Consider the following 12348-nt stretch of genomic DNA (forward strand, 5'->3'; position numbering starts at 1 on the left):
GCAGTGTGCTGCTCGCTGTARAGTTCGACAACGAGCCAGAGTTTGCCTCGCAATCTGTTTTTGTTTCTACTATTTTAAGTATAGTCACGGTTACCGCAGTCATTTTTTTCTTAAAACTTGATATTTAGAAACTAGTGAACCTATCAACCTCTTAATTTTGAGTTTGTTAGGTTTTTTATTTCTTGTGCAACAAGATGGACAAGGTTAAAATGGAAAAAGATACAAGGGTAATCGATTTATTGGAAATGGAGGTCTATTACTAGATGCTGCCTATCACGCATGATATTATTCATGCAAGCGCTTTAAAAAGAACATTTGGACGTGGAAACGGTGCAGTTACCGTACTAAAAGGTGTCGATTTGTCGATACCATCCGGCAAGCTTATTGCATTTAAAGGGAGATCAGGTTCTGGAAAAACGACGCTTATTAATTTGCTAAGCGCACTGGACCGTCCGACCGAAGGGAATATTACGTTTGCTGGACGCGATTTGACGGCGATGTCGAATCATGAGAGAGATATGGTACGCCGCAAGGAAATGGGGCTTATTTTTCAATCCTTTGCACTCATTCCTCTGATGTCCGCCTATGAGAACGTGGAGTTTATATTAAGAGTTTCAGGTATGGCGGCAAACGGCCGCAAGGAAGCAGCGATTAACGCTTTAGAGCAGGTTGGCTTAAAAAGCCGCATGCATCATCGGCCATTCGAGCTATCGGGCGGAGAGCAGCAGCGAACAGCAATAGCACGGGCAATTGCCCATAAGCCGAAGCTTCTTTTGGCAGACGAGCCTACAGCTGAACTGGATAGCCGCACAGGCTTGCAAATTATGAAAGTGTTTCGTGATTTGGTAGAAATGGCAGGAATGACAATCATCATGACGACACATGATCCTGCAATAATGGAAATTGTTGACCATGTTTATGAATTGGAGGATGGACAAATTGTCGCAAAAGCTTAAGCCGATACTCGGCTGGTCATTCGCGCTGCTTCTTAGCGCTTCACTAACAGGGTGCTCCTTGCTTCCTGCCGAGGAGGCAGCCTTAAAACCTCCTCTTGTTAAGCCGGCGCAAGAGAATTACCGCACGGTAACGGTCGAGAAGGGGACAATTACACAAGAAATTAAAGGAAGCGGAAGCCTGGAGTCAACGCAATCGGAGATTGCACAGTTTAAAGGACAAGGCGGCCGTATTGCGAAGATGATGGTTACCTCGGGAGCGCAGGTGAAGAAAGGAGATGTCTTGGTTCAGCTTAATGTAGATGGACTGGACATTCAATTAAAGGAACAGCAGCTCGCCCATGCCAAAGCTAAGCTTTCATTTAAACAGGCCAAATTAGGCGGTGACAATGATGCGATCGATATCGCTAAGCTGCAAATGGATATTGAACAGTTAAAGCTGGATCGTTTGACGGCGACCTTTAACAGCAAGCAGCTTGTTGCCGAAATGAACGGCCAAGTAACTTTCGTAGAGGATCTGAAGGAAGGCGATTTTGTTGAGGCTTATCAAACGCTTGTTGTCATATCCGATCCATCACAGCTGCGTCTAGCGCTCCGAGTTGAATCAGGTGCGGAAATTAGCAGCGTTGATGTTGGTTTCCCAGCAATGGTTACCTTCGGGTCTGAAGAAGTGAAAGGGAAAGTCGTACAGACACCATCATCGGCTCCTTCAACGCTGAACCAGCAGCTTCAAGATCGTTACTCCAAAACATTATTTATTGAAGTGCCGAAAGTGCCTGGAAACGCCACAATCGGAGCGTTTGCTGATGTCAAAATTATTTTGCAGCAGCGTGATGATGTACTCAAAATTCCACGCAGTGGCGTGCGCAGCTTCCTTGGCAGAACATTCGTAAGAACGCTTGAGGATGGCAATAAAATTCGTGAGATTGATGTCGAAACGGGCATAAAAGGCTCGACGGAAATTGAAATTACGAAGGGCTTGGAAGAAGGCGCGATTGTTGTACTTCAATAATGAGTCTGTATAGAACGATTGATAACCATCAACTAGCTTCATAGGAAGGTTATGAGCCGTTTACGCTTGGGAGGTTTTGAAGTGGCTTTGTTTATTATGATTATTCGTAAAATGGTGCAAAATAAGTGGTTGGTCGGGAGCTTGTTTATAGGCTTAGTCATGTCCGTAGCCTTGGTAAGCAGCATGCCAATTTATTCGGAAGCCATTTTATCGAGGATGCTGGTCAAGGATTTAGAGACTATGCAGAGCGAGCGGGGGATATATCCCGGCAATCAATACAATAAACTTTTTTACACGAAAGAAACACCGGAGCAAGTAAATAAGATTTATACAAAAGTAGATCGCTACATACGTGAGCAAGCACAATCCAACTTTGGCATACCGGTGCAGGAGCTTATCGTTGATTTCCAATCCAGATCAATGAAGATCAGGCCGGAGAATGATCCAGAGCCAGATACGAAAAAAAATCTCAAGACGATGTCGCTGCGCTCCTTCAGTGATCTTGAAGAGCATATTACGCTGACGGACGGCAGAATGCCGGCTGAGCAGCAGCCAGTTGATGGCGTTTATGAGGTGCTTGTTACAGAACGAAGCCTGGTTCAGTTCAAAACAGTACTGGATTCAAAGTTTTATGTGAACGACGATAAAATTGCCGGGGAAATAGCATTTAAGCCGGTAGGCGTGTTCAAGAAAACGCAGGATGACGACCCCTATTTTAGAGATACGGATCTAAGTGAGCTAAGCTCAAGCTTTGTCATTAGTGATAAACTCGCTAAGCAGCAGCTCATGCAGGAAAGCCGGATTCCGGTAGCGTCCGTTGGTTGGTTTTTTGTATTGGATTATTCTAAGCTTGAGCTAAGCTTGGTAGATGGCTTCATTCAGACAACAAATAAAATTCGCAACGTTATGCTTAATAATGTAACGATGTATCAAGCCGTCTCGGAAACACCGGCTCTGGATACGATTTCGAAATACATGGTACGTGCAGAACAGTTGAAGACGCTCATGTGGTCGCTTAATGTTCCTGTTTTGATTATGCTCGGGTTCTACATGTTCATGGTATCCAATCTAATTGCGGATCGGCAAAAAAATGAGATTGCTGTTCTGCGAAGCAGAGGAGCTGCACGTTGGCAGGTTATTAGCTCTTATGCAGTGGAAGGCATTATTTTATGCGGCATCGCCTTTGGTGTGGGTCCCTTGCTTGGCGTCATCCTAACCGAGATGCTTGGTGCATCCAATGGTTTCCTTGAATTTGTACAGCGCGTTCGGCTGCCTGTCAAACTTACGGACGAGTCTTTCCGTTATGGAGCGATTGCCTCCGGCGTTTGTTTTGTCATTATGATGATTCCTATCATTATGGCTACTCGCGTTTCTATTGTTGGTCATAAGCAGCAGCTGGCTAGACTTTTGAAATCACCGTTATGGCACAAAATGTTCCTTGATGTGATTGCATTAGCGTTAGCTATTTATGGCTTATACACATTCCGGAAAAGGCTTGCTGATTTGCAAAGCTTAGGTTTAAATGCGGATGATCTAAACATCGATCCGTTGCAATTTGTTATTCCTGCTTTGTTTATTATGGGTGCGGGTTTGCTCTTGCTTCGTTTGTACCCTTGGGTTCTTAGACTCATCTATTGGATCGGCAAGAAATGGTGGCCGCCTTCCGTATATGCAACATTAATTCAGGTTGGACGCTCCAGTTCGCAATATCAGTTTTTAATGATTTTTCTTATTATGACGATTGCTACCGGCGTATTTAGCGCTTCAGCGGCAAGAACGATCAACAATAACACAGAGGATCGAATCAGGTATGGCAATGGCGCAGAGGTCGTATTGACTACACAATGGATGAACGATGCACCGCCGCCTCCACCTCCGGGAGCACCGTCAACGCCGGCGCAGGATTTAGCTATGCTCGCGCCAGTCCATTACTTGGAGCCGGCATTCGAGCCCTTTAAAGCACTCAAAGGTGTAGAGCATGCAGCTAAAGTATTCAAGAAAGAAGTAGCCTTTAGCGTAAATGAAAGCAATGGCCCTGCAACATTAATTGGTATTGATTCCGATGAGTTTGGTGAAACAACGTGGTTCCGTGACAGCTTGCTTGACTATCCGCTTAATGATTATTTGAACCTGCTTGCAGCAGATCCGCAGGCTGTTCTCATATCGCGGACGTTAGCCGATCAGAACAAAGTGAAGCCTGGCGACACGATTTGGGTAGGCTGGAGCGATGTACCGCAGCAGCCGTTTAAGGTGTATGGCATCATTAATTATTTCCCAACCTTTAATCCGAACCCTGCTGTAGGCAGCGTAAATGTTAGTGAAGATAAAGATACATCGGGTGGCCGAGCTCCGATGCTGATCGTCGGCCATTTGCCGCGTATTCAAGTTCAGCTTGCACTTGAACCTTACGACGTATGGCTTAAGCTAAAGCCGGAGGTGAGCACTTCCGAGTTTTATGAGGGGCTTAAGGAATCGAAGCTTCCGATTACGAATATTGTCAATACAAGAGAGAAGCTGGTCACTGCCAAAAACGATCCGTTCCTCATGGCACTAAACGGTATTTTGACTTTAGGTTTTGTCTTGTCGATTCTTGTTAGCTTTATCGGGTTTCTATTATATTGGGTACTATCACTCCGAGGCCGGACCTTGCAAAATGGTATTTTGCGCGCGATTGGCCTATCGCTGAGACAGCTCATCGGCATGCTTGGGGTTGAGCAGCTGTTAACATCGGGCGTTGCCGTTCTTATTGGAATAGGTGTCGGAAACATCGCGAGTCGATTGTATGTGCCTAACTTCCAAATTGCGTTCAATCCAAGCAGCCTTGTACCGCCATTCAAGGTCATGTTCGATGCAACGGATTTAATACGGATCTATGTTCTTGTCGGCTTTATGTTGGTCATCGGACTTGGCATATTAGCTTATATGCTATCGAAGCTGCGTATTCATCAAGCGATCAAGCTAGGGGAGGATTGACGGATGATTCATTGCGAAGGGCTTGTCAAAATATACAAAACAGCCGACCTAGAGGTATTCGCCCTGCAAGGCCTCGATCTTCAAATTGAAAGCGGCGAGCTGATGGCCATCATAGGCAACAGCGGCAGCGGCAAATCAACGCTGCTGAATATGCTTGGCGGGCTTGACCGTCCGACGGCGGGGAAGCTGACCGTTGACGGAAGAGATATGCTGAAGTTTAAGGAACGCGACTTCGTTCGGTACAAGCGAGAGAGCGTAGGTTTCGTCTGGCAAAATAATGCGAGAAACTTGATTCCTTATTTAACCGCGCTTGAAAATGTAGAGCTGCCTATTTTGCTAACAGGCAGCCGCAAGCGCTGGAGAGCAAAGGAGCTGCTTGACGCCGTTGGCTTAAGCCACCGTGCTTCAAATAAGCTATATGAGTTATCAGGGGGAGAACAGCAGCGGGTCGCAATCGCCATTGCGCTCGCCAATCATCCTAAGCTGCTGCTTGCGGATGAGCCTACGGGGTCGGTAGACTCGCGAATGGCTAATCAGATTTTGGACTTATTCCGTGAACTGAATCGTACGATTGGCATTACCGTTGTTATCGTTACACATGATCCAGAGCTTGCGAAGAAGGTAGATCGTGTAGCGGCCATCCGAGACGGCAAGATTTCATCCGAAATGCTGCGCAAACGTTCATATGCGGAAGAGCTGGCGGAGCTTGAGCAGGAGGATGAGGAAGGCACGCACGTAGAATATGCGGTGCTTGATAAAGCGGGCCGATTGCAGGTGCCTTCCAACTATTTGGAATCCATCGGTGTGAAAAACTCGAATAAGCTGCGTGTAGAGCTTGGAGAAGGAAAAATTATCCTGCTGCCTCCTGAGGAGAAAGAAAAAGCCGAGTAAAATATTGGGTGGCAAAAAGAGCTGTGCATGGTCTGCAATGACCGTTGCACAGCTCTTTTTCTTGCAAGCTTACGAGTTAGATAAGCTAGAGCATGAGGCGTTCGATTGGCTCACTTCGGTAAACTCGTCGTTGCCCCATTCATCCCAAGAGCCTTCATAGGGGCGGATATGAGGATAGCCCATTAGTCGTAAAGTAAAATAAGTATGCGCTCCGCGTTGATTTGTCTGGCAATAAGGCACGATTGTTTTTGCAGGGTCAATGCCAAGACCATCAAATTGCTGCTTTAAATCTCGATAAGCTTTGAAACGCACGACGCCATCTTGATCTGCCCCTTCTAGGGAATCGTTCCACTCTTTATGAACTGCGCCAGAAATATGCCCGCCCTTACGATTCGAGCGTTGATCAGCTCCGGTGTATTCTAGAGCGGAACGTGTATCGACAAGAAGGCAATTATCGAGCCCAGCTTGGATAGATGCTTTCGTGGCAACCAGCTCTGAATGGGCAGATAACGTCAGTGTTCCTTTAGAGGGCAGCGGCAAATCTATTGTTGTCTCATAGCCTGCCGCTGTCCACGCTGCGAAACCGCCATTCAATAGCTTCACTTGATCCTTCAGACCATAATACTCCAGCACATAAAAGACGCGCGCCGCTAACACTCCGCCTCCATCATCATAGACGATGATAGTTGAATCATTGCTGACGCCAACATTTTCAAGCAAATAAGCAAGAGCATCCGCGGCAGCAAAAGTGCAGCGTGAGCTATCCTTTAATGCTTTGGCGTCTAGCCAGTACGCCCCTGGAATGTGACCTGATTCATATCCGCGGGCTCTGACATCTAATAAAACGATGTTCGGCTCTTGGTAATGGTTTTTAAGCCAATGAGCGTCTGCCAGCAGATGTTCATTGGGGTAATGTAAATCGCTCGTATTCGTTATGTGAGCAGCCTCCACATCTTAATAAATTACAACGGACTGAAGCCGAGGTTTTCACGCAAACTTTGTCCAGCATACTCGCTAGGAAATAATCCTCGCCTTTGCAGCTCAGGAACGACTAGTTCCAGAAAGGCATCAATACCGCCAAATGCCAGCTGAGGCATAACGCTAAAGCCATCAGCAGCACCATTTACGAACCAATGCTCCATAATATCAGCTACTTGGTTAGCTGTTCCAGCAATGCTTAGCTGACCGTTGCCTACCCAATATTTCTCGAGCAGTTCCCGGAGTGTCAGCTGTTCATTATCAACAATCTTTTTGACCATCTGATAGAAGGTTTGATACGCATTAACTTGGCCCATATCAGGCAGCTTCGGAAAAGGATCATCCAGTGCATATCCCGAAAAATCGATGCCAAGCAAATTGGAAAGAGACATGACGGTACGTTCTATTGAACCGAGCTGCTGCAGCTCTCTCGCAATGTCACGAGCTTCAGCCTCCGTTTCACCAACAATAACATGAATGCCCGGCAATACTTTAATATCATGCGGGGAACGTCCGGCTTTGACAGTTCTTTCTTTGATGTCTTGATAAAACGACTGCGCGTCTTCAAATGAGTTTTGGACGGTGAATATAAGCTCGGCATATTGAGCAGCTAAATTTCTGCCATCCTCTGAGGCTCCGGCCTGGATAAGCAGAGGTCTTCCCTGTGGAGGACGCATCATATTAAGCGCACCGCGTACGGAATAATAATCTCCCTGATGCTGAATATCATGAACCTTGTTGACGTCGGCATACACTCCGGATGTTTTGTCTTGAACGAGCGCATCGGCTTCCCAGCTGCTCCACAATTTGAGCACGACCTCTGTGAATTCCCGCGCTCGCTCGTAACGTTCTGTATGAGCTGGCAATTGCTCCAGCCCAAAGTTGAAGGCTGTACGTTCTACGCCAGTAGTTACAATGTTCCAACCAGCTCGTCCGCCGCTTATATGATCAAGCGAGGCGAATATTCTAGCTGTGTTATAGGGCTCGGTGAAGCTTGTAGAAACGGTAGCAATAAGGCCGATTCGCTCCGTTACGGTCGCGATTGCAGATAACAATGTGAGTGGTTCGAAGCCGAAGATCGGACCATGCTGGACTGCTTTTGCCTCAATCGACAGACCGTCCGCGATAAATAGGGAGTCTATCCGGGCGGCTTCCGCTTTTTTGGCGATCCGCAGGAAATGATTGACGTCATGAATTTCATCCAGCTTCGTGCTTGCATGACGCCAAGCTCCTTTGTGAGCGCCCGCATTGTGTAGAAACAAATTTAAAATCATTCTGCGATTAGGCTCGCTCATCTGGATCACCTCCTGTTTATTTCATGCCGCTAAGCGCAATTCCACGAATGATTTGCTTCTGGAAAATAAGAAAAATAACAATAAGCGGAGCGATTGAAATCGTTGTTCCTGCCATAATTAAAATCCAATTGCTTGTATCCTTCAGCTCGCTGGAAAAATAAACAATCCCGACGGGCAGTGTGAATTTCTCCTCCGTTTGCAGCACGATGAGCGGCCAGATGAACTGGTTCCAGTTCCCGATAAAGGTAAGAATTATTAAAGTGATAATAGCTGGCTTCACTAGTGGGATGGCGATATGCAGCAGAATACGCCATTCATTAAGTCCATCAATGCGAGCCGCATCCAGCAAATCGGAAGGAATGGAGTCCATAAACTGCCTCATAAGAAAGATGCCGAAGGCCGTAATAATGCCGGGAAACAGCACGCCCCAATAAGTATCGGACCAGCCTAATTCATTCGCAATTAAATACCAGGGGATGATGAGCATCTCTGTTGGAACCATTAAGGTGCTGATTATGAGCAGAAAAATGAGCTGTTTACCGACGAATGAAAATTTGGCGAGCACGTACCCTGCCGCTGTATCGAAGATTAGAACAGTAGAGGTTGCAATCAGAGAGATGATGAGCGTATTTTTGATCCATTGTGCGAAAGGAGCCTTCTTGAATATGGCAGCGTAGTTGTCAAAGGTTATCGTCTCAGGAATTAAGCGAAGATTGTAAACGTCCTGAGGAAGCTTGAAGGAGGTAGCGACCATCCATAAAAACGGAAACAGCATGATGCCGACGCCGAGCGTTAGCAGAAAATAAATGACAAGCGTGCGCAGCCTCTCTGCGGGGGACTTGGCGTTTTTCTGTGTTTTGTAAACGCTTTGTGTGCTCACTGATTCGTCCTCCCATCAATATTCTACTTTTTTGTTCAACACTTTTAATTGAAGCAGCGTAAGCACCAAAATGACGACGAACAAAATAACTGTAGCAGCTGCGGCGCTGCCCATCTTAAACTGCTGAAACGCTAAATTGTAAATATGGAGCACCATCGTCGTTGTCGCATTTAGCGGTCCTCCATTTGTCATGCTCAGCACCTGTCCGAATGATTGCAAATAAGAGATAACGCCAATGACAGCCGAAAAAACGATGACGGGATTAAGCAGCGGAAGCGTAATATGACGGAATTTCCGCCATGCGCTTGCGCCATCGATAGCCGCCGCTTCATAATACATGCGCGGTATCGCTTCAAGCCCTGTCATAAAGATAAGCATTTGAAAGCCGGTGCTTTGCCATATCATCGTTAATGTAATGAGAATAAGCGCCTGACGCGGCGATTGCAGAAACAATTGCGGTTCGAGACCGAGATTTAATAATATCTCGTTTAACCAGCCGTTGCGCATGAGAATCCACCGGAATACCCAGCTTACTGCGACGATGCTTGTGACGTAAGGGATGAAGTACACGGTACGGAACAAGCCGCGCAGCCGCTTGATATTGTGAAGCAGCAATGCGACAAATAGCCCAACGATCAGCTGTCCGGGAACACCAATAACAACAAATTTGAACGTATTGGCGATCGACTTGAGGAAGATTTCATCTGTGAACAGCGTCTTGAAATTCGCCAGTCCAACATAAGGTTTGCTCGGGGACAATAAATCCCATTCACGAACGCTCACATTGAAGGCATACAAGATGGGGAGCAACCGCGTGCTGAGGAAATAAAGCAGAGGAATTCCGAGCGTAATATAAATAAACAAATAACGCTGCGTGCGGTAGGACAAACGGGTGAGAAACAGTTCTCGGCTTTTGCGTACGGTTAGCTTTAAGGCATGTGCAATCATAATGGAACTCACCTCCATTTCATCAAAAGAAAGGCGCTCGCTCTAGGCCGAGCGCCCTTATTATTACTTTTTGTCTGCAGCAGCCCAATAATCGTCATAGAGCTTTTGCGTTTTGGCTACAAGGTCTTGGAAGGCCTTCTCGACCGGAACTTTATTGAGCAGCACTTCATTTGTCGCATCAACAAACAATGTTTTTTCTTGGGTTTCGTCGATGAAGAAATGCGCGCGGCTATCGTCCAATTGGGAAATAAATGGCCCTAGCTTCTCATCGTTTACGTATTTATCCTGCGTCGCAACTGCTTTTTGTGCTGGAAGCTCTCCGATTTGCTCCACCCATTTCTCCTGAACCTCTTTGCTCGTTAGAAATTCCAAAAATTCAGAAGCAGCCTTCAGCTTGTCGCCTTCAACATTTTTGGGAATGGCGTTCGCCCAGAAGGAGGACGGGGCTGATTTGGTTTTGTAGGATGGAAGAGGTGCAACGCCATAGTTTAAATCTGGAAAGTCCTTCTTAATGGAGCCAAGCCGGAAGGAACCGTCGATATTAATAGCTGCATGACCGGTCATAAAGGCATTGCTGTCATTCTCATAAAATCCGTTAATCCCAACCTTATGCTTCACGGCAAAATCGATTAAATATTGAAATGACTCCAAACCTGCAGGTGTTTCTGCCCATAATATTTTGCGACGATCATCGCTTAAGTCTTGACCGCCTGCTTGATGCAGTAGACCGTCTCGATACCAGTGATGCAGCTGCGCGCCAGGCTCCCATGCGAAACCTTCAGTGACAAATTGCCCTTTGGCATCTGTTTCTGTCAGTTTCTTGGATACGTCTACCAGCTGCTCCCATGTTGTAGGAAGCTCAGTAATATTGGCTTTGGACAATAAATCCTTATTGTAGAACAAGGCGAGTGTGCGTACGGCAGTAGGAATAGCGTAATAGGAGCCATTAATTTTTGCGGCGCTGACTAATGGGTAAAAGTTGCTTTCAATTTCCGCAGTTGGAAAATGATCCTCAGGCAGCGGCTGCAAGTAACCGGATGAGACGTATTTCGGCAGCCAGCCATAGTAGAGGTTAATAACATCTGGGCCTTTGCCGGCTGGCACCAGCGTAGCAACCTTCTGATTGTATTGATCATAAGGGAAGTTGGTTTGTTTTACGGTAATATTCGGATGTAAGGTTTGGAATTCTTTTATGAGTTCGTTGATCAATTCAACCTTGGCTGGAAATTCATATTGCCAATATTCAATCGTCACTTTTTTATCTGTTTCTTTGTCTGTTGCCTTATCGGTTGGTTTTTCCGTTGCTTTATTTTGTTCTGTGCTGTTTGCTTGATTGCTGCTGCCGCAGCCTGCTAGAGCAAGTGCGATGATAAGTGATCCTGTAACGATAGAAACTGAGCTTTTTTTCTTCAATGGTATCCACTCCTTTTTTTATAAAAAAACGGTGCTTAAGCTTGGCTTGCGATGTCGGATTTCTTGGTAATCGTGTTTGGCGGCAGCTCAAGACCGAGCAGGCGCCTAGCGTTATTGCCGAATATGTTCTCGATATCGTCCTCTCCGAATCGCAGCTCGCGGCAGGCGCGAACTTGATCCTGCAGATAACGATACGGGTAACCTCGAGGAAACCCGCTGGCATCCGTACCAAAAATAATACGTTCAGGCCCGATCAGCTCATAGGTTTTGCGAAGCGCGAATTCCAAGGTGAGCTCATAGGGCATCCAGCGCATCCATTGATTGGAGCCGGAAGTATCGACATATACATTCGGGCAGCTCCAGCACAGATGAAGCAGCTCTTGGAAATAACCTGCGCCAAAGTGAGGAATGATGAACGGAATGTCCGGAAATTCTCTTGCCGTGTTGAAAATTGCTAGAGGACTTATATTCGGATGATGAGCAATTCCTCCCGCATGGCCGAGTAAACCGAAGTGGATCAACACAGGAAGCTTCTTCTCTGCGAGAAAGGTCCATACGGGCGTGAGTGACGGATCATCAAAAGGGATGGAAGTCAGCGGGCCGAACAGCTTATAACCTTTAAGCCCTAACTCATTAACTGCCCTTCGAAGTTCTTCCTCTGCGCCAGCATCCTCGATGGCGTGATGGGCAAAGCCGGTAAAACGATCAGGATGACTGGCTAGATGATCGGCCAAATTGTCATTATCAAGCGCGGTGAGGAAGTTGAGTCCTCCGATCCCGTACTTATCAAGCTCCTTCACCCATCGGTCAATTAACGGCGTGTTTTCATTTTCAGTATCGTTGTCTGCAATCGTTGCATCTGGAAAATCCCAAGTGAGCCGCATTCGCTCGCTTCTCTCTGCACCATAGCGAGCAACGGATTCATGTCGTTTGTTATTTCCTAGCACTAATCGGTAAGGAAGATGTCCATGCACATCAAATACTTTAAATTGGCTGCGAAACATA

10 protein-coding genes are annotated in these 12348 nt (G+C 46.4%); 4 read left to right on the top strand and 6 right to left on the bottom strand.

Going from position 1 to position 12348, the window contains the following annotated elements:
* The first annotated feature begins 263 nt into the window (after window positions 1–263).
* The 4 genes from AC1DPK_RS29855 to AC1DPK_RS29870 all read left to right on the top strand — a co-directional run bounded on the left by AC1DPK_RS29855 (window position 264) and on the right by AC1DPK_RS29870 (window position 5829).
* Window positions 264–956, top strand: a complete 693-nt coding sequence (locus tag AC1DPK_RS29855) for an ABC transporter ATP-binding protein (RefSeq protein WP_441959150.1) — start codon at window positions 264–266, stop codon at window positions 954–956.
* On the top strand, window positions 940–1965 hold the full coding sequence (locus AC1DPK_RS29860; RefSeq protein ID WP_339204697.1) for an efflux RND transporter periplasmic adaptor subunit: 1026 nt from the start codon (window positions 940–942) through the stop codon (window positions 1963–1965). The genes AC1DPK_RS29855 and AC1DPK_RS29860 overlap by 17 nt, the downstream gene beginning before the upstream one ends.
* Before the next feature lie 81 nt (window positions 1966–2046).
* A complete protein-coding gene (locus AC1DPK_RS29865; RefSeq protein WP_477512510.1) occupies window positions 2047–4938 on the top strand; it encodes an ABC transporter permease in 2892 nt (963 codons plus the stop codon).
* 3 nt (window positions 4939–4941) lie between these two features.
* On the top strand, window positions 4942–5829 hold the full coding sequence (locus AC1DPK_RS29870; RefSeq protein WP_076269010.1) for an ABC transporter ATP-binding protein: 888 nt from the start codon (window positions 4942–4944) through the stop codon (window positions 5827–5829).
* A gap of 69 nt (window positions 5830–5898) precedes the next feature.
* Here AC1DPK_RS29870 and AC1DPK_RS29875 read toward each other — a convergent pair whose 3' ends face one another.
* The 6 genes from AC1DPK_RS29875 to AC1DPK_RS29900 form a co-directional block, all read right to left on the bottom strand.
* Entirely contained in the window at window positions 5899–6780 is an 882-nt protein-coding gene (locus AC1DPK_RS29875) for a sulfurtransferase (RefSeq protein ID WP_477512511.1), read from the bottom strand.
* Window positions 6781–6791: 11 nt separating this feature from the next.
* Window positions 6792–8102, bottom strand: a complete 1311-nt coding sequence (locus tag AC1DPK_RS29880; protein WP_477512512.1) for an LLM class flavin-dependent oxidoreductase — start codon at window positions 8100–8102, stop codon at window positions 6792–6794.
* A gap of 16 nt (window positions 8103–8118) precedes the next feature.
* A complete protein-coding gene (locus AC1DPK_RS29885; protein WP_477512513.1) occupies window positions 8119–8982 on the bottom strand; it encodes a carbohydrate ABC transporter permease in 864 nt (287 codons plus the stop codon).
* Window positions 8983–8997: 15 nt separating this feature from the next.
* Window positions 8998–9930, bottom strand: a complete 933-nt coding sequence (locus tag AC1DPK_RS29890; RefSeq protein ID WP_477512514.1) for a carbohydrate ABC transporter permease — start codon at window positions 9928–9930, stop codon at window positions 8998–9000.
* Window positions 9931–9993: 63 nt separating this feature from the next.
* Window positions 9994–11343, bottom strand: a complete 1350-nt coding sequence (locus AC1DPK_RS29895) for an extracellular solute-binding protein (RefSeq protein ID WP_477512515.1) — start codon at window positions 11341–11343, stop codon at window positions 9994–9996.
* 35 nt (window positions 11344–11378) lie between these two features.
* Window positions 11379–12347, bottom strand: a complete 969-nt coding sequence (locus AC1DPK_RS29900) for an amidohydrolase family protein (protein ID WP_477512516.1) — start codon at window positions 12345–12347, stop codon at window positions 11379–11381.
* Between the last annotated feature and the right edge of the window lies 1 nt (window position 12348).

The organism is Paenibacillus sp. 01T424, assembly GCF_056398745.1.

What these genes read in the sequence shown, in the direction of transcription:
- AC1DPK_RS29855 (WP_441959150.1), top strand. Translation starts at nt 264, where the DNA reads ATGCTGCCTATCACGCATGATATTATTCATGCAAGCGCTTTAAAAAGA.
- AC1DPK_RS29870 (WP_076269010.1), top strand. Translation starts at nt 4,942, where the DNA reads ATGATTCATTGCGAAGGGCTTGTCAAAATATACAAAACAGCCGACCTA.
- AC1DPK_RS29880 (WP_477512512.1), bottom strand. Translation starts at nt 8,102, where the DNA reads ATGAGCGAGCCTAATCGCAGAATGATTTTAAATTTGTTTCTACACAAT.
- AC1DPK_RS29890 (WP_477512514.1), bottom strand. Translation starts at nt 9,930, where the DNA reads ATGATTGCACATGCCTTAAAGCTAACCGTACGCAAAAGCCGAGAACTG.
- AC1DPK_RS29900 (WP_477512516.1), bottom strand. Translation starts at nt 12,347, where the DNA reads ATGTTTCGCAGCCAATTTAAAGTATTTGATGTGCATGGACATCTTCCT.